This window comes from uncultured Roseobacter sp. (assembly GCF_947496515.1).
In the GTDB taxonomy this organism is placed as follows: domain Bacteria; phylum Pseudomonadota; class Alphaproteobacteria; order Rhodobacterales; family Rhodobacteraceae; genus Roseobacter.
On sequence record NZ_CANMDB010000012.1, the window covers coordinates 96,755 to 114,273 of the forward strand.

18 protein-coding genes and 1 pseudogene are annotated in these 17,519 nt (G+C 55.2%); 14 read left to right on the top strand and 5 right to left on the bottom strand.

Annotated features, from left to right (window positions below; all coding sequences use genetic code 11):
• The first annotated feature begins 184 nt into the window (after positions 1-184).
• Together Q1A53_RS18650 and Q1A53_RS18655 are read left to right on the top strand one after the other, a co-directional pair.
• On the top strand, positions 185-520 hold the full coding sequence (locus Q1A53_RS18650) for an H-NS histone family protein (protein WP_299969311.1): 336 nt from the start codon (positions 185-187) through the stop codon (positions 518-520).
• 762 nt (positions 521-1,282) lie between these two features.
• Positions 1,283-1,684, top strand: a complete 402-nt coding sequence (locus tag Q1A53_RS18655) for a hypothetical protein (protein WP_299969313.1) — start codon at positions 1,283-1,285, stop codon at positions 1,682-1,684.
• Between the two features lie 874 nt (positions 1,685-2,558).
• Here the strand turns inward: Q1A53_RS18655 and Q1A53_RS18660 are convergent.
• Positions 2,559-2,756: a hypothetical protein gene (locus tag Q1A53_RS18660; protein ID WP_299969315.1), complete on the bottom strand. Its 198-nt coding sequence runs from the start codon at positions 2,754-2,756 to the stop codon at positions 2,559-2,561.
• Positions 2,757-4,233: 1,477 nt separating this feature from the next.
• Here Q1A53_RS18660 and Q1A53_RS23450 point away from each other — a divergent pair.
• Positions 4,234-4,485, top strand: a pseudogene (locus Q1A53_RS23450) (metallophosphoesterase); the annotation flags it as partial.
• Between the two features lie 104 nt (positions 4,486-4,589).
• Positions 4,590-7,328, top strand: coding sequence for a hypothetical protein (locus Q1A53_RS18665; RefSeq protein ID WP_299969317.1), 2,739 nt, complete (start codon positions 4,590-4,592; stop codon positions 7,326-7,328).
• A gap of 382 nt (positions 7,329-7,710) precedes the next feature.
• On the opposite strand, the gene Q1A53_RS18670 is transcribed toward Q1A53_RS18665, so the two are convergent.
• Positions 7,711-8,703: an IS110 family transposase gene (locus tag Q1A53_RS18670; RefSeq protein ID WP_299969318.1), complete on the bottom strand. Its 993-nt coding sequence runs from the start codon at positions 8,701-8,703 to the stop codon at positions 7,711-7,713.
• 924 nt (positions 8,704-9,627) lie between these two features.
• Here Q1A53_RS18670 and Q1A53_RS18675 point away from each other — a divergent pair.
• Positions 9,628-10,434 carry a helix-turn-helix domain-containing protein gene (locus tag Q1A53_RS18675; RefSeq protein ID WP_299969319.1) on the top strand — a complete coding sequence of 269 codons (807 nt, stop codon included), beginning with the start codon at positions 9,628-9,630 and terminating at the stop codon, positions 10,432-10,434.
• A 72-nt stretch (positions 10,435-10,506) separates the two neighbouring features.
• The gene (locus tag Q1A53_RS18680; protein ID WP_299969320.1) at positions 10,507-11,241 is read left to right on the top strand and encodes a hypothetical protein; all 735 of its coding nucleotides are present in this window, start codon (positions 10,507-10,509) and stop codon (positions 11,239-11,241) included.
• A gap of 327 nt (positions 11,242-11,568) precedes the next feature.
• On the opposite strand, the gene Q1A53_RS18685 is transcribed toward Q1A53_RS18680, so the two are convergent.
• The gene (locus Q1A53_RS18685) at positions 11,569-12,225 is read right to left on the bottom strand and encodes a TetR/AcrR family transcriptional regulator (RefSeq protein ID WP_299969322.1); all 657 of its coding nucleotides are present in this window, start codon (positions 12,223-12,225) and stop codon (positions 11,569-11,571) included.
• A gap of 125 nt (positions 12,226-12,350) precedes the next feature.
• Between Q1A53_RS18685 and Q1A53_RS18690 the strand changes: the two genes are divergently transcribed.
• Positions 12,351-13,553 (top strand): MFS transporter, encoded by a 1,203-nt coding sequence (locus Q1A53_RS18690; protein WP_299969324.1) that lies wholly within the window; start codon positions 12,351-12,353, stop codon positions 13,551-13,553.
• A gap of 394 nt (positions 13,554-13,947) precedes the next feature.
• Positions 13,948-14,286: a hypothetical protein gene (locus tag Q1A53_RS18695; protein ID WP_299969326.1), complete on the top strand. Its 339-nt coding sequence runs from the start codon at positions 13,948-13,950 to the stop codon at positions 14,284-14,286.
• A 347-nt stretch (positions 14,287-14,633) separates the two neighbouring features.
• Here Q1A53_RS18695 and Q1A53_RS18700 read toward each other — a convergent pair whose 3' ends face one another.
• Positions 14,634-14,813 (bottom strand): hypothetical protein, encoded by a 180-nt coding sequence (locus Q1A53_RS18700; protein ID WP_299969328.1) that lies wholly within the window; start codon positions 14,811-14,813, stop codon positions 14,634-14,636.
• Positions 14,810-15,037: a hypothetical protein gene (locus Q1A53_RS18705; protein WP_299969330.1), complete on the bottom strand. Its 228-nt coding sequence runs from the start codon at positions 15,035-15,037 to the stop codon at positions 14,810-14,812. The genes Q1A53_RS18700 and Q1A53_RS18705 overlap by 4 nt, the downstream gene beginning before the upstream one ends.
• A 91-nt stretch (positions 15,038-15,128) precedes the next feature.
• On the opposite strand from Q1A53_RS18705, the gene Q1A53_RS18710 reads away from it, so the two are divergent.
• The 6 genes from Q1A53_RS18710 to Q1A53_RS18735 are packed head-to-tail and all read left to right on the top strand — an operon-like array spanning position 15,129 to position 17,266.
• Positions 15,129-15,377: a type II toxin-antitoxin system Phd/YefM family antitoxin gene (locus Q1A53_RS18710; RefSeq protein ID WP_299969332.1), complete on the top strand. Its 249-nt coding sequence runs from the start codon at positions 15,129-15,131 to the stop codon at positions 15,375-15,377.
• A complete protein-coding gene (locus tag Q1A53_RS18715) occupies positions 15,374-15,814 on the top strand; it encodes a type II toxin-antitoxin system VapC family toxin (RefSeq protein ID WP_299969334.1) in 441 nt (146 codons plus the stop codon). The genes Q1A53_RS18710 and Q1A53_RS18715 overlap by 4 nt, the downstream gene beginning before the upstream one ends.
• Entirely contained in the window at positions 15,811-16,116 is a 306-nt protein-coding gene (locus tag Q1A53_RS18720) for a hypothetical protein (protein WP_299969336.1), read from the top strand. The genes Q1A53_RS18715 and Q1A53_RS18720 overlap by 4 nt, the downstream gene beginning before the upstream one ends.
• On the top strand, positions 16,113-16,622 hold the full coding sequence (locus Q1A53_RS18725) for a hypothetical protein (protein WP_299969338.1): 510 nt from the start codon (positions 16,113-16,115) through the stop codon (positions 16,620-16,622). Before Q1A53_RS18720 ends, Q1A53_RS18725 begins: the two co-directional genes overlap by 4 nt.
• A 52-nt stretch (positions 16,623-16,674) precedes the next feature.
• Positions 16,675-17,022, top strand: coding sequence for a hypothetical protein (locus Q1A53_RS18730; protein WP_299969340.1), 348 nt, complete (start codon positions 16,675-16,677; stop codon positions 17,020-17,022).
• Positions 17,023-17,077: 55 nt separating this feature from the next.
• On the top strand, positions 17,078-17,266 hold the full coding sequence (locus Q1A53_RS18735; RefSeq protein WP_299969342.1) for a hypothetical protein: 189 nt from the start codon (positions 17,078-17,080) through the stop codon (positions 17,264-17,266).
• Positions 17,267-17,519 lie beyond the last annotated feature (253 nt).

The window sequence follows — 17,519 nt, forward strand, 5'->3', positions numbered from 1 at the left end:
ATGCCCGTTTGACATCTTCGAAAGCCTTGCGGCGTGACGCATTCCAAACGTTCCTTTTCGGATAGCGTTCGATATCTGTGCAACAGAGCCGTTCATCTTCAGTGATAGTCTGGAAATTGATCCGGCCTTGCTTCTTGTCAATTTATCGGCGAGAGGTGTCGAAAATCAGAAATGGAAAAGACCCATGGCGAAGATAAACCTTGAAAAGATGACAATGGCGCAATTGCAGGCTCACCAAAAAGCCGTCGCAAAAGCGATTGCAAAGCTGGAAAAGCAGCAAAAGACCGAAGCTCTCAAAGCGGCCAAGACAGCTGCGAGCAAATACGGCTATTCCTTGAATGAGCTTCTTGAGTCAGCGCCGGACCCAAGTCGCGTTCGCAAAACGACCAAAGCACCAGCCAAGTATCGGCATCCGGAGAACCCCGAGGTGACCTGGACAGGTCGTGGAAGGCAGCCAGGTTGGATCAAAGAAGCCATCCAATCTGGCAAATCAGTAGACGATTTCCTGATCGCAGATTGAATTCCTAGCACTTCCCCGCAGCCAGCGGCAGCTTAAATTCAGAAGCGTTCTTCCACGACAAGGCGGAGTTTTTGGGCTCCTCGACGAGTGTTGTCTTCACGAGACCTAACTCATGATGTTTACGGCGCGGTTGCTATCACGTCTTCACCAAGGATCCGCGGTCGATGCGCCCAGCGAGTAAATCGCTTGGAGAAGAGTGTGGGCAGTTAATCGCCGGTAGTTTGGCAATGATCCGCTCAGTCATCTCGCTTGTTTCTTCTAGATCTTGGAGATCAATTGGACACGAGCGGGCGGGAAGCCAGGTAAAAGGTTGGTCTTTGCTGACTAAAGCGCAGGTATTTGGGCGCATGAGAGAAAGGAAATCTGCCTTTCCGATGAGCCTTTGATGCGGCCTTACGGGATGGTATCAATCGCAATTCCCTGCAACTGAATACCGACGCTCTTCGCGTGAGGATCTTGCCATATCTGACCAATTCTAATGAGAATTTCGGACCGACAGAACAATTCCCTAAAGCGCCTCGCGACGCTGCATCTGGCGATTTGTGCCACTTGATCACCAAGTGCAGGATCTGAGTTCTTGAGGCTTAATCTACGCACGCTCGGGCACTCCATCCCCGCAAAGAAACGCCCGGATCAACGCTCGCTAAACAGCAGCTCAAATACTGGCGATTTTGGCGTGATGTATGATTTATCACCCATTGATGTATGAGAAAAAATACGGTGCCATAGATTCAACCAGTGCGAGAAGTATCGATGACTGACATGGCAAGTGAAGTCGACGTGTTCGACGTCTTGAGGCTGCGAATAAACCCCCGCAAACGGGTAATTGCTCGAACGGTTCAATATGTCCTCGAGAAACAAGATGAGGTCGTTTGGATCATCGTTGGCTTCGTGCTCGAATGGAACAATGGCGATGTCACCGAACATGTTGAACTTGATTTGCACGGATCAGATTGCGCGACGCGACGGTACGCCCCCGCGCGTCAAGACGCCCATCCATCCATCGGGGATCAGGTTGACGAGTGCATGTCGTCACAGATGGTGGATCATCGCTATCAAACAAAAATAGGTGAAGATCTAGAAGCCCATTTTCCTGAGGCTGCAAGATCCGCTGAGCAGACGCCATCGGAGGATCGCAGTTGTCGGCCTTCTGCATCTCCCTGACACCGCAAAGCCGAGAACTAAGAGATCAGGGTGTTCGGTCTAGGCATTGCGAACAAAGCTGAGTCGACTATTGGCAACTTGGCAGAACTTGCAAAACACCGGCCAGGATAGATCTCGCGACGAACGCGTTCTTTGGGCTTCGAAGGTGGAACTTTCGCCTAAGATCGAAGGTAGTGTCCTCAACCATCAGACCCCCTAGACCCGATTTCTAGTGGAGCGTATCCACGACGTGTGTAAGCGCAGACAGTCCTGACGCAGTGCCGTCCTGTGCCTCTTCCGCAGCAGCCACCGGCTCGGGCGCAAACGGTCCGTACCTGTCCGGTCGTCTCGACGGAAGAGGAAAGGCGGCTTCCACGCCGTTGGCGCGGACCCACCGCCTTTCCTCTTTCGTCCATCCGTCAAGGGCCAGGTAAGTCCTTCTTGCGCGACCGATCCGACGGCTGACGAGCAAGTCAGACCTCACCGCCCCTGTCCACCGTCGGAATTGCAGAGACCGCTGCGCGGTCACGGGTTTTCTGGGCCCGCCAAAGCGGGCCGTGCGCTCCCTCACCTCCGGCATCAAAGCAAGCCGGATTTCAGGACTTCTGGCAAAGAGAATATTTGCATTTATGTCAAATATATCAGTATTTTAGATCGCCACGGCATGATAAAAAAGAGGAGTGGACTAGCCGACGACGACTGCCATCCGCAATCACAGGTTTTGACCATGACAGCCGCACCACCAAAGAGCATTGAGGCGAGCATGGGGGACCATGCCCAACCTGCTTGCCAAGTCTACGTTCACCCAAGCTGGCCGCGTGTCAGCGAACCCCTCGAAGGGGCAGATCTGCGCGTGCTGTCGCTTGGTGCAGGTGTCCAGAGCACCACACTCGCCCTAATGGCCGTGCATGGCGAAATTGGCCCAATGCCAGATGTAGCAGTCTTTGCCGATACTGAATGGGAACCCGAACCGGTCTACGAGCACCTCAGATGGCTCATGAGTGGCAACATCCTGCCGTTTCCTGTGCACCGCGTCAGTGCTGTCAATCTGCGCCAGCAAGTGATCGACAGGGGAGGGGGCAGGGCGTTTCATTTCGCTCCCCTTCTTTCTCGACAGCGGGGGCATGGGTCGCAGACAGTGTACGCGGGAAGCGAAGATCGCACCTATCCGCGCAGAAGTTCAGCGCCTACTAGGGCTCGCTAAGGGCGAACGCACGACCAGGTTTCGCATCGAGTAGTGAATCGGTATCTCCACGGACGAAATGGGACACATGAAGGATGCGCGCGAGGCCTGGGTGACACATCGCTGGTCACTTATCGAGGCGCGTATGTCGCGTGGCGACTGCTACGCATGACTGCAACGCCACGGATACCCAACACCCCCCAAGTCTTCCTGCATCGGCTGTCCTTACCATAGCGATGCCTTCTGGCAGCGGATGCAGTGCGAAGATCCCGTGGCTTTCAGGGATGCCGTCGCAGTTGATGCAGCTCTTCGGCAAAACGGTCGGGCGCGGGGCATGCGGCCAGGAGAATACATGTACAGATCCTATCAGCCTTTGGGAGAGGTCGACTTCGAGGCGAGGGCAGGGGGGCGTAGATGCCATTTGCGGATGAGTGCGATGGTGTTTGTGGCACCTGAACTGCAAGAGCCGGTCTGGTGGCTCACCAAGGATGGCGACCGAACCCGTTTGAGGATGTATGAGAGACACTACTCTGCCTATCGATACCGCGATGGTAGAAAGGGAAGGCTCTTTGTTGGCCCGGGTGAAAAGACTGTCCTGCGCACCAGGCGCCGAGATGCGTTCTTTGTCTGGCGAAATTTCAGCGAAGCCTCCGGTCAGACAGGCGTCAACTGCGCTGTCTTCCGTAACGAGAGCGCTCACCGATCCTCAGGCCTTATCCGACAGGCGGACCATGTCGCTTATCACGTCTGGCCTGATGCGCGGCATTACATATACTTGGGTCCGCACGCTGTCGCCTCCCCGATAGCAGGTGTGGAACGTCGCCCATCACTTACTCGATGTGCTGATTTTTCTGAATCGGATCAATGGGCCGCGTCACGCAACACTGATCTAAACGTCAAGCATTGCTGACCCAGACCGTCCATCCAGCATGGAGCTGGCTATGCCTGCCATGCGGACTCTGCCGCCATTGCCGTACCAAAAACGGATGGCCGCTGTGCGCGCTTCGCCCGGGTAACGAAAAGCTGCAACGGCGGAAAGTAGGCGTTTGCGGCGGGTGGAACCGACCACTACGGAGGGCATAAGCAGATCCACTGAACGCTACATTGAACCGCCTATAAGGGCGACAGTCGTCCTTAGGAGAGACCATTTTCCAACCTCATGTGACCGGCCTGCGGCAGATCACGACAATCATCTGGTGCGAGGCGGACGACGAAGAACATTGTAAGGTGCGAGGCCATGACAGTGGAGCGCAAGAGCCTGCACCGTCGTCTTCCGTCCCCGGTCAAGAAGGTCAATCCGTTCCGCTATTGTTCTTCTCTTCTAGATGGGCGACAATTTGCCTATTGGCCGACATTCGTACCATCGGTGATTTGCAATGGAGATTTCATGGACGCGACCATCGTTCACCTGAGCGACCTACATTTCAAGAATGATGCTGAGAACCGCCTCCGTCTGCGCTGCTTGCGGACCGATCTGAAGAAGTTGGAGGCGGAGGGAACGATATACACGGTTCTTACCGGTGATCTCGTGAATGCAGGCGATGACAACACGTTCGACCTGCTACTCGACGAGCTAGTCGGACCTTTGCTCGAAATGGGGCACGAGGTCTTCGTCGTCCCCGGAAACCACGATGTTCAGCGCGCTGTTGCCGATCGATCCTTCTGCGATCGCATCCTCGCCGATCGTGCGAGCGGCTATTTGTTCACGGGAGAGCCCATCCTCGGGACGATCACCCCGATCCCGTGTTTGACGTGCTGGCGAACTACCGCGACTTCGAAGAACTGTTTGGTCCCTACGATCAGCAGAGCTATTGGGGGTACACTGCCACTAGGGGATCGGTATCTTTCGTCGGGCTTAACTCCGCTTGGTTATGCTGCGCGCGCCCCAAGGGCGAAACCGATCGTGGCGCTTTGCGTGTCGAACCCGCCGTCTTGGAGAAGCTCGTCCAGAACCTGCCGGACGACACGCTTCGCGTGGCGCTGCTTCACCATCCGTTGGACTGGTTGGAAGAGACCACCCGCAGCGCTGTCAGCGACCTGCTTATCAACAACGCCGACCTCGTTCTCTTCGGTCACGTTCATGCTAACGATGTCGTTGGACAGATCAAGGGGAACGCGAAAAGCGTATTCCTCCAAGCGCCACCTCTCCGCGCTGATTGGTCCAAGGGGACAAATGGGTACGCGATCGTGCGGACTGATACCGAACACAAGAAGTTCGAGGTTCAATACCGGTCATACTCGAAGTCTCAGCGCACCTTCGTTTCTGGCGAGGATTTTGCGCCCACTGGCCGCATGTATCCTCGCCCTGAGGACGCAGACTTCTTTCGGAACTCGCCCCCGCTTTCCGCCCTCCTTCGCCGGTTTGCCGAAACCGAGTCCGTCGACTACCTCGACTGGTATCGGACCCACATCCGCTCTAAGTCGAAGGTGACGGGGTCGTTCGTGATTCCCAAGGTTCATCACGTTACTGCATCGCAGGAAGGACCTTTTCTCGATCCGCCGCAGTCTTTGACCCACGTCGTCGCCCAATCGGCATGCGACCAGTTTTTCGTTGCGCCGCTTGACGCGGGCTCCACGACGGCCGCATACCTCACATTCAAGCATCTCTCCGAGACGTTCTCGGTTCATCGCCAGGTGCCGGCGTACTTCGACGCCGGTCGAGAATCTATCAACAAGGCATCGATCCTTCGCAAGATCAGCCAGACGACCCCCATCCGCTACTCCCACATGGAAGCTGAGCAGCTGGTCGATGAGGCTGCTGTTGTCGTGGTCGTCGATGGGCTGTGTCTAGGTGATGTCGAACAGTTCAACTTGTTCCGTGACACCGTCGACCGGCATTTACCGAACATCCGTTTTCTCTACTTCCTAAGCACGGAGCGGCGCGGCCTGTCGCCCACCGGCGTGGGCGAACCGCGCCTCTATTCCAGTGAAGACGAGATATACGAGTTTGCCCAACTCGATGTTGACGGCATTCGATCCATGATTGCGATCCGGATTCCCGACAAGGCCGAGGCGGTGCGAGAGGGCGTCGTCAGCCACGTCGTCGAAAGCTTTCGACAGATGGACGAGCCGATCTTCGCAAGCACCGTCGCTGTGGTGATCGACACCATAACCCAAGATCCGGAATTCAAGCCACTTAACAAGGCCCGGCTGATCGAGCGATACGTCGAATGCCTCTTGGGACGGTTCGATCTGGAAGACGTGCGAGAGGGGGCGTTCTCGTCGAGCGACAAGATCAACTTCCTCGCATTCGTGGCGCGTCAGTTGCTGGAGGAGAACCGAGTGGGAATGGACGAGGGTCGATGGCATGGGCTGGTCTCGACTTATCAGGCCCGTTTCCTTATCGAGCTTCCCCGCCAGCTGCTGAAGGAATTTTTGGACAAAGGCCTTCTGACGATGGAAGGAGGCGAGATCACCTTCCGAGGTGACCATCTGTTCTCGTTCTTCGTGGCGCAAGAAATGAAGCGTGACGCCGATTTTGCTGCATCCCTTGTCGAGGGTCCGGGTCTGTTTCGGCATTACAGGGAGATCACGGTCTACGGTGAACTGGAAGGCACAAATGTCGCCAAGGTGCTCAATGGTGTTTTCCAGGAACTCTGCGCCATAGAAGAGACCCTTCTTGAAAATTATTCGCGTATCGGCGTCGACCTGACGGCAGAATGGGTGGCCGCGTGCAACGAGGCTGAGGCTAAGGCCGTCTCGGAGTCCCTCGACGAAGCGGCCGCGGGTCTAGGCACGGCGGATGCCACCGCTGAAGGAGCCGATCGACACGACAACGCGGAGCTTGCGAAGATCGACCGTCGTCGTGGCGTCTCCGAGCGTCAGGAAGTTCGGGAATCGGAAGCCAGACTCTTGGTCGGCATGCGGCTCTACGGACTACTGCTGAAGAACGCGCTGCACCTCGAGGCTCCATACAAGTTGCGTCATTTAAAAAAGCTCTATGAAGCGGCGGAACTGTGGGTCGGATTCATGTGCGCCGGCCGCGAAGCCATCGGTCGTCATCCGATCGTCATCGCAGGCGGCGTGCGCTTCATAAATCTCGGGGCCATGGTGGACAAGGAACGATCCTACAGAGACTTCAAGTTCAACGCACCGAACACGGTGTCCCGACTGATCGCCGGCACGATGCGTAATCCTCAGCTTTCCATCGCGATCAGGAACCTGATTGGCGATCTTGATCCGATGAGTCAGTTGTTTGCCCGTGATGTGCTGCTGGAGATGCCGGGTGATCAGAACAGGGACGCGTATCTCGGGTCGCTCAAGAGCGAGGAGGACATCAACCTTGTCATCTGCGCATTGCGAACGCTACGAATCCGATACCTTTCCGCCGGACGAAATCAGGATCGCAGGAACTATCTGGAGAGTATCGTGAATGCGATTGCTAAAGACCCGCGCGTCGCAAGACGCGTCGACTTCTCAAAGCTCCGAAAGGCTCGCCTTGTTCAGGACTTGCGCGGAAAGGCAGCTCAAGGTATCGAATAGCTTCTTCTCAAATTCCGCGACTAGTCCGTTATACAAACGTCTGTCTTGGGGAAGCTGCGCAGCGGCGTTGGCCATTGTGACGAACGGCCTCTGTGGGTGGCTCCTGCATTGCAAGTGTTTTCTGGTGATATTCGCGGTCATTTTTGTCAGTACTGTCGTCTGTCCGGCCTGTTTATGTTTTGGCATTGCCTCCACTGGCCCTCCTTCTCGGGACATTGCTCCGCAATGCCCTGCCAGGCGGTGGATGAATTCCGCGAGCGAGGTTCCAATCGGCTTATCGACCTCAGAGGGCCGCTGCCATTCCCGGAGTGTCCTTGCTCTTGGTTGACTTAGTTCCGCATCATCACTTCAACGTCTTGCATCGCGTGGGCAGTTGGCGTGGTTAGAACGCTGGCTGCCGGTATTCTTGTTTCTTGGTCAGTATCGCCCAGATGGTCCGGGCTGCCTTGTTTGCCATGGCGACCGTTGCCAGCCGGAACGGTTTGTCGGCGATAATCTTAGCGGTCCAAAGATCAACCTTCTCCGGCGAACGTTTCGCCATCACTGCGCGAGACGTCATGCCCACGACCAACAGTTTACGAATGTAGCGATCACCCTGCTTCGTGATCTTGCCAAGACGTTCCTTGCCGCCACTGGACTTGTTGAGCGGGGTCAGGCCCAACCAGGCCACCAAATCGCGCCCGGTGCGGAACTGTTTTGCGTCCCCGATCGTGGCGACAATCGCTGAGGCCGTGATCGGCCCAATCCCCGGCATGCGCATCAGCCAGCGCACATCTGAGCTCAGCAGGACATGTTGTTCGATCATCTTCGAATAGCCGTCGATACGTTCGTTTAGCCCGATGAATTGGTAGCACTGTATGCCAAGCATGCCGGTTGCGATCTCGGGCATGTCCGGGTGATCGCCATCAAGGTGACGCTTTGCAAAAGCCGTCACCGCTTCGATCCCGATGGGCAAGATATGCCCAAACTCGCGCAACAGGCTGCGGATCATATTGGCCAACTGAGTGCGCTGCCGGACGGCCAGATCTCGCGTGCGGTGGATTGACAGAATGGCCTGCTGATTTTCCGTTTTGATATCGACAAAACGCATGGTCGGACGGCGGACCGCCTCGCAAATCGCTTCTGCGTCGACAGCATCGTTCTTTCCGCGCTTCACATAGGCTTTGACATATCCGGCAGGCATGAGCTTCACATCATGCCCGAGCTTGCGTAGTTGACGGCCCCAATGATGGGATGAACCGCAGGCTTCCATGCCAACCGTGCACGGTGGCAACGTCTCAAAAAACGCCAGCAGCTTCGCGCGTTTGATCGCCTTGTTGAAGATCACACGGCCATTCTCCGAAATGCCGTGTACTTGAAAAACATCCTTGGCCATCCCTCTCATTGACTGCTGCGCAATCAACTGCCGGTCAAAGATCCACGCCTACGGTCTTTACTGTCATTGGGTGGCTCCTTTCCTAGCAGTCGTTGATAACTGCACTTTGGCACATTCGATGCCGGTGGAGCAGGAGCCACCCACCTCATCCGGAATGGGCCGCCCTTACATGCGCCAGTGTCGGCAGTCGGCGCTTTGCGGCTACTCGTGCAAGGTGCAGCATTCGGAGCTGTGGGCTCTCTTGAGACCTTCGCCGCAGGGTGCGTCAAGAAACGCAGCGCGGACCAAGCCGTCATCCGATTTTGGCGCTTTGCTGACGCAGCATCCCTGCGCGCACGCGGCAAGTCTTTTGTTGCAGCGCGGCGCAAGTCATCGTTGCGGTCATTCGCGGGGATCGATTTTGCCCGAACCGACACCGCCCCTTCGCCGCAGCCAGGTCCGACAGGAACGGTTCGGACCTTGCCGACTTTCACTAGGATTGCCCGAATGGACGGTCCCAGGAACGCTGGTGGCAATGCTTCGAAACGGCCGCGCCTCAAAGAAAGCGGGTTCTGGTGCACTTAAAAAGAAAGCGGCCTGACGCAGGGCCGCCAATCGGCACCCTACGTCATTTCTCCTAACATCAGCCTTTCAAGGACAGCGCTGCATAGAGGATGGCCAACGAACCGTAGAGTTCTGGTTTGTCAGTTAAAATGCAACCAGAGCTGCGGCAGATACAAAGGCCAGCGTAAATTATGCGATGTGTCATAGCCTTCGCAATGGCAGCAGACGCTCTAGTCACGGTATTTTTTATTCGCTCATACATGATGTTTGACTTTCAAAGTTGAGCCAGGCCTGACAGTGTTTCGGGTAACCGGTTCTTAGGTGTTACCTACAATCGCCTCGAAAAGAGTTCCGGAAAGTTCGGTCTTTCGGCGGGGTGCCATGAATTCTTTTGGAGCAAGATTCGGCGTTTTGGTAAAAGACCGAAGGGGAGTCGAAGGGCTCACACAACAAGCTCTTTCTGTTCTGGCGTTCGGCGAAGAAGCAAAAAAAGCGCGCATCTCCGAGCTGGAAAACGGACGGATTAAGAACCCACAGCAGCGGGTGATTGACGCTCTATCTGTTGCTCTGAATTTGTCAGATGACGATATCGCTTCTTGTCGAAAGCCGAGGGTTCCGGAACTACCCAGTGGGTATCCCGCAGAAATCGGCATGACCGATGAATTGGTTGAAGCCCTGTCATGGCGTTTCGGTTTTGAAAACCCAAAGGCTTCTTCAGAACAATATCAGCAGTTCCTCAGCGACAAGTCTGAGGAGCTAACAAACCTTCGTTCTCGTATAGGTACGATTGGCAAAACGAGTAAGAGTATCGCCAAAATGATGGCAGCTGCGAACCATGAAATCGAACAAGGTCATTTCGAAGCGGCCGACGATATTCTTCGCGACGCAGAGGAGCTTCAGCAAAAAGAACACACTTTGACCCAGGTGAGAAAGCAGGCGGAAATCCGTATAGTACGCGCAGAAGGCGCGCTACTTAAAGGTGACGATGGGCTCGCGTATTCTCACTACAAAGTCGCTGCAGAATTCTTCACTCCGTTTGATCCAATCGAAGGAGCACGCCATAGGCGTAGCCATTATACAGCATTGTACGATCACGCTATGCGGTTTGGCGGCTCAGGACTAATATATGCAACTGAACTCGCAGAGATTAATGTATCTTTATACGCGGCCTTGGATCAAAAGCCCTAACATGGCCGCGCGCTGAGCAATGTTGCTGTTTTTAAACAGCAGCGAGCACAAAGAGCTTCAGATGAGCGCAGCATGGAGCTTTTCGTTGAGACGATTGCCGCTCACCGCGAAGCACTCGAACAATTGTCTAGTAAATCCCAAGTAATTGAATGGGCTCAGGAGCAGGACAATCTCGGCATCACGTTGGTTAATCAGTCGTATCGGGTCTCTGCGGATCAGCGTCCTGAACTCGTTTCAAAGGCTGTTGCAGCTCACAAAGCGGCGATCTCGGTTCTATCGAGTGAAACTCATCCACTTGAATGGGCGAAGACACAAAACAACCTGGGTTCAAGCTTGCAAGCAAAAGCAGGTCTGGAGGAAGCGGTCGATTGCTCCAGATCCCTTGACCTTGCGATAAAAGCCCACAAAGCGGCCCTCAGTATTTTAGATTCCGGTTCTTCTTCAGATGATCGGGTGCGCACGCTGAACAACCTTGCGACTGCTTTACTTCACCTTGGATCAATCACACATGGCCAGAAGGGACTTGAGTTACTGAATGAGGCAGTCAGGAGTTTTGAAGCTCTCTTGGATATCTGTACGCGCGAAACTCACCCCTTGGTTTGGGCTGTCGTTCAAGAGAACATTGCTCAGACTACTGAGGCGATAGTTGAGCGAGGAAACGCCGATTATCGTAGAAGCGGGTTACAGAGAGTCCTCGAATTATTGGACAATGCAATAACAATCTACGCAGAAGTCTCTGATGAACACCGTTTGAAGGAATGTTCCGAGCACCGGACGCTCGTGACGCAAAAGCTTGATAATGCTTAGTTCAGATCGATTAGAAACGGCAGCCCAAAAAAACTGACTTGTTTTAGCCGTACCCCGGAGATCAGACATTCGCGCAAGGCGCAGCAACCGACAATTTGGGCTCTCAATCAGCTTCCGCTGCTGCTAGGGCAAGTTTCCCCTCTTCGGGTGCTAACGGCAGCTCATTGCTAGGGACGCAACAAGATCAGTTACCGAGAGGCTTCACCGATGGTCGCTTATGGTTCATAGCTCCAATAGCCTTTCGGCAAGTGCGTTCTAAAGCAGTAAGCCCGCGGCAGTTATGCTGCCCGTTTCACAGGGAGTGGCCTCTTTTCCCTATCGGCTTGTTCAGCCGGATGTGGGACCAATGATACCTTCAATGCCGTCTAACAGCATGTCGAGTGTCGTATCGAAGGCGCTGTTTGGGGCTTTGGTCGCTTCACGCCCGAGAAGTGCCTTCACACGGGGGTACATATCTTCGGACAGGGCATCGATCTCGTTCAATATGTCCTGCGAAGGCGACCGGATCAGTCCACTGACCTCGGCCATCGCCAACCCAAGGACGCTGGCATATAGGCCGAAGCCCAGATCTCGAATGCGCTCTCGTGCAACGCCCGCAGTCGCCAGGGCTTCGAACACCAGCTCGATGTTTCTGTAATCGGCGGAACCGGTTGCTGTGAACCGCATCAAAAGCGGCATCGTATTTGGATAATCAAGCGCGAGGTCTCGATATTGATGGCTTAGGTCTACAAGGCATTCCCGCCATGAAAGCCCAGTAGCAGGCGCACGCACCCTTGCGTTCAGCGCTTCCGCCATTGCCCGTTCCAAATCACGCTTTGATTTGAAGTGATAGAGGATCGCCATTGGATCGCACCCGACCCGTGCAGCCACCTTTCGGACGCTGAACTTATCTGCGCCGACCTCTTCCATCAGCGCAAGCGCAGCCTCAAGCATCGCGTCGACACCGAGGCCTCTTGGACCAGTCCGAGTAAATTTTTTCTGCATTGTAGAATTTCTACTTGCCCCTCTACGATGTAGAAATACATCCAGTTCCATCGAACACAACCATAAACCGACGGCCACCTAGCTGCGGTCGAAGACTGGAGACTACGATGTCACATCAAGGAACAATGGAGCTGACGCCGCGCCAGAGGATGCTCAGTGTCGCGGCCGTGATCCTGTCCACCATTGGGGTGGGCGTGTCATACGGTGTGGGCTATCCCTTGACGTCGCTGACGTTTGAAGCCTGGGCACAACCTGCCTGGCTCACCGGATTGGCGGGGAGCATGCCAGCACTTGCTATTTTGCTCTGTTTGCCGTTCTTTCCGGCGATCGTCGCGCGACTGAACACGGTTGGTGCCATGTCGCTCGGCTGCGTTCTCGTCGGGCTCAGCTTTCTTTTGATGCCGGTGTTCCCATCGCCAGAGGCTTGGCTGGTCCTGCGATTCATCATGGGCGCGGGTCTGGCCCTGCCATGGCTTGTTGGTGAAACGTGGATCAACACTGTTGCCACCAACAGGAACCGGGGGCAGCTACTGGCACTTTACGCGATTGCTCTATTCTCGGGATTTGTTGTCGGTCCCTACGTGCTGCAGTGGGTTGGTATCACCGGATGGGCTCCATTCCTGTTCGGTGCGGCCGGCATCTTTCTTGCTGTGCTCCCGCTTGTAGCTGCGCTCAAACTGGCCCCCAAGATGCCATCGCACCCTCAAACCGGGGTATTTGGTGCAATCAAGCTGGCGCCCATCGCGATGATCGGAGGCCTGGTTGGTGGCTTCCTCGAACTCGGCAATGTCTCGATGCTGCCAGTATATGGGGTCGCCATCGGCATGAGCGAGGCGGAGGCTCTGCGGATCGTCACCATGTTCATGCTCGGGGGTCTTGTGTTGATCTTCCCGATCGGGGTCCTGGCCGATAAGCTTTCTGCCCGCACCATGTTGATCGGCGTTGGCTTGATCTTTGCGGTGACAACGACGCTCGTGCCGTTTGCGCCCTCGCCGCTTTTGATGACAGTCTTGGTATTCGTCATGGGGGGCATCGGGGTTGGTTTTTATGCGCTGTCGCTGACCTTCATTGGGCAAACGGTACGCCTGGCCGATCTCGCCGTCGCAAACGCGGCGTTTCTCATCGCGTATCAGCTTGGCGCAATGGTTGCCCCAACCGCACTCGGCGTCGCGATGGAAGTGTCGTATCCCAGTGGCTACATCGTGGTACTGGTGGCCGCTGCACTGATCGGTGTGCTGGGTTTCATTACAATCGGTCGCCAGAAGGCGGGTAGCACCGTCCGGGTCACGATTGTCGATGAGAAGATCGGCGCAGGCAAGTCTGATTGATTTGCGACAGCGGACCCTACCGGCCACTGGTTGTGTGCCAAAACCCCCCACCTTTACCCTGTCATCGACCGCGTAAGTGTAGCAATTTTCGTGCTGCGTTCCTGCGCAGCACAAATTCGAGACTTCCGCTGTGGGCTCACAGGCAGATTTCGCCGCTCGGAGCGCGAACGACAGCTGCTGATCTTCCAACGAGTACTCATCGCAGGACCAGCTGCGATTTCAGTGGCTTGGCCAAACAATCAGATGGCCGGTCTTCGTCGGCCTGCCGCACCGGGATTGCCGCGTCAGCATTAGGCGGCTCTGAGCCCATAGTGCAGGATGCTACGGGCTTGTCGAATGTCCGGTCGCAGACTGCCCCGTGGCATCTGCAAGCTGGTAAGTGTAGTCGTTTAATATGAGCACTTTCGAATTAATCGTTTTCGCGATCTGTCTCTTGATCTTGGGTTTTCTTGCCGGTGCCATCGAGGCATCCAAAGGACTCCCGTTCAAAAAGAAACTAATATTTTGGTTCGGTTACCTTTGCCTGGCCGCAGCGCCGACTTTCTTTCTTGTGCAGGTCTGGCCCGATGGGAAAAGCACGGTATCGATTTACAGCTCCTCAGATGAGGAAAACTCGCTTATGGGACCAATCACCGCTTTGGCGTTATTTGCTGGTGTCGTCGCTGTCACTTGGTTTGGAAGACTGGCAGGCAATATCCTCAAGAAAAGAATATTCGGTACTGATCTTCAGTGATTGCCGAACTCTATGATCGATTGCAGACATTGGCGCAGCCGCAGCGAAAGCTCACTTCGTCCCAAGACCTGTGAGTTGCCCTGACAAATCTCGCTGCGCGATGTTCGAATGGCCGAATTTGCAGCCGCGCTGCGGCACGCCAGACTGAGCATTTGCAGAATTTTCCGCGCTGCGAGCGCATGCAGCAAAAAATGAAGACTTCCGGTGTGGGCTCATCCGGTGTTTTCGCCACCCTGTAAGTCTACGTCTGCTTCTAACACGCTGACCCTTTGGCAGAACGGATCAAATCGGGGAGGAGACGCAAATGAGCAACTTTGAAGATGCGGCAAGCGATAGAATGACGTGGTTCATTTCTTCGAAAGTGCGTCTAAACGCTGTCGGCAGAAAGCGACCAGTGCTTCCGCATCATTCAGGGCATCGACCGGATCTCTGAGAAGCAACGTGGTCTTTGCGTTCCGTAGCCAGTCCGATTTAGTGATAGCGATATGCCTGGGATCGTGATCGGGTTGCTTCGAAGGATCACTCATATGATGATATCCTTGCGGTGCGACCGCAGTAACGGGGTGCCAGTCCACGTGCCAGCCTCGATGCTTAAGATGTCATCGTTGCTCAGCGCAACTCCGCTACGCTCCATGCCTGCGAAAAGGATAACAACCCGCCCATCGTCGGAGCGCTGCAAGACCCGGCCACCAATCACGTCGCCGGTCAAATCGCTGATGATGCTTGCAGTATCAATCTTCGCTTGGGTCATCGTAATTACCCGCCTTTTTTGGGATGGCTCCTGACATTTCTATTGAAGCGGATTCTCATATGTAGTAACGTAACTACAATGGAGGGTTCGCATGAAACACCTTACAAGCCGAGAGTTTAACCAAAACGTCAGCAAGGCAAAGAGAGATGCCTTGTCCGGTCCTGTTTTTGTGACGGATAGGGGCCAGCCTTCGCATGTATTGCTTAGCTATGACGAGTACAGGCGGCTGACATCTGAGCCGACCAACATTGTCGAAGCTCTGTCAATGAAGGGACTGTCCTCGGTCGACTTTGAGACGGAGAAGGTGTCGCCTTCCATCAAACCAGTTGATCTTTCGTGATCTACCTTCTGGACACAAATGTCGTTTCAGAGCTTCGCAAGGCAGGGGATGGAAAAGCGGATGCCAATGTTGCGGAGTGGGCCTCCCTGCGAGACCCCGAAGAGCTATACATATCTGTAATTACTCTTCTGGAACTAGAAGTGGGTGTTCTCAGGATTGAGCGAAGAGACGACAAGCAAGGTCAGATGCTTCGCATTTGGCTTGAACACCATGTCATCCCCTTCTTCCAAGATCGTATTCTGCCGGTAGACGAGCATGTCGCGATTGGTTGTGCGAGGCTGCATGTTCCGAACAAGAGCCCTGAGCGTGATGCGCTGATCGCCGCAACGGCAAACGAACTCAATATGACCATCGCCACGCGTGATGAAAAAGACTTTCGAGATCTGGCTAGGAAAACCTTCAACCCCTGGAGTTCAATGAAAGGTACCCGCGGATGAACTTCGATAGATCCACGATCTTTTCTCTGAAAGCTCAGCTTGAAGAGATAGGTTACGCCAACGACGAGCAGTTTCTTGGTGCCTTTGCCTTCGAGCATCGAAGAGAGGAAGTAATCTCTGATCTTGGCGAGGCCGGATACCATCAAGACCTGGGTCATGGCGGCGCATACATCGAAGATCTCGGCGCTATTTATTGGTACTACGATCCCGAATTGACCAGCCGAGATGAAGCGAAGAAGTTGTCCGAAGAGTGGGCACGACGCGCTTACGACAAACCACCAGAGTTGGGAGGGCGCACATGACAACGCCGAGCACCGAACGCGAAGTCTGGAGCCACGCGGAGCTGTTCTTGCTCTATCACCGGGATCGGCGCGGCAAGAAACATGCAGAGCCTAAACGCTTCGTGCCGACTGACGCCGCAGCCAGACTCAGCGAGAAGTCCCAGGATCGAGAAACCTGCGTCAAACTGCTCGGACACGCAGTTGAGGACGACGTGGATATGCGGCTCATGCCGAACCGGATCATGCTTGTGCGCGAAACGCCCCATGAAGGCTGGGATGCTGTGGTCGTTGAACAGGACGTGCTGCGTGTCCGTTTCGGCGCATCGGTGATCCGGGTCAACCCGGACGGCGGCATCGTGCTCGAGCAGGAGAGCGGGACCACCTTCATCGAGGCGGACGGCACAATTCTCAAGAAGACCCACGACACGGATTTGGTGGTCGCAGGAGACGGGAGCAAGATGTCCCGTCGGACCGAGGACCAGGTCGACGCCTTTACGCTGGACGGGTTCGTCTCGCGGAGGAAATGAGCAATGGGGCAGGGTCCAAACCCGCAGCCACAGACGATAGGAGTAGAGGACCATGCGAGATAAACCCACGCCACGGCACGATCTACCTGCGCGCCGTCTGACAGAAACCCGCAAAGTGACAACACGAGATGGCCACACCGTCCATCTTTCGGTCGGCTTCGACCCTCATGAAGACGGGCGCCCGCGCGAGGTCTTCTATTCGGCAGGCTTCAAATCGGGCTCGGCGCTCGAGTTCCAGATCCAGGACTCCTGCGTTCTCATCTCGCTTCTCCTGCAGCACGGGTTCAGGCCGGAGCAGATCTCTAAGTCGCTTGCCCGAGTTGAACTGCCCGACGGCGGGTTGTCCTATGCAAGCACGACCGGTCTCATCGCCGATGAGCTGGTCTCGTCGACGCGATAGAAGCTCAGAAGATGGTGAGAGAGCAAAACGGCTACGTTCTAATCAGGAGGTAATTATGGAGTTCGTGATTTTGATCTTTGGTGTCGTGGCCCTCTATCTCGGGATAAATGGCAGGATGACCAGTCCTGGCCTGTATATGTTCGGTGGCGTACTCTTGATCCTATCCTTTATGGCCCACGACGGTGAGCTTTACGACCTGCCTCTTGCCATTGCTGAGCGACCAGTGCTTCCTGATATTTTTTAAAGCCAGCACATGACTTCATCGAGCTCTGCGAGGGTCTTGTGCTGAGGTGCTACCGATCGGGATCGTAAACGCCATTTCCAGTTTATGAAGTCATTCATGACGGCCGAACTCTTATAGCTGTCCGCACCGAATAGATGGCCCTCTCGATTGATGCTGCGGGCTCACCAGCTCGGCTTCGCGTGTCGCTGGTGAGTATTGGCCCGTGGCCAATCGCACAGTCGGGCATGCGCCCTCCGTGCAGATGTTGGCGCTG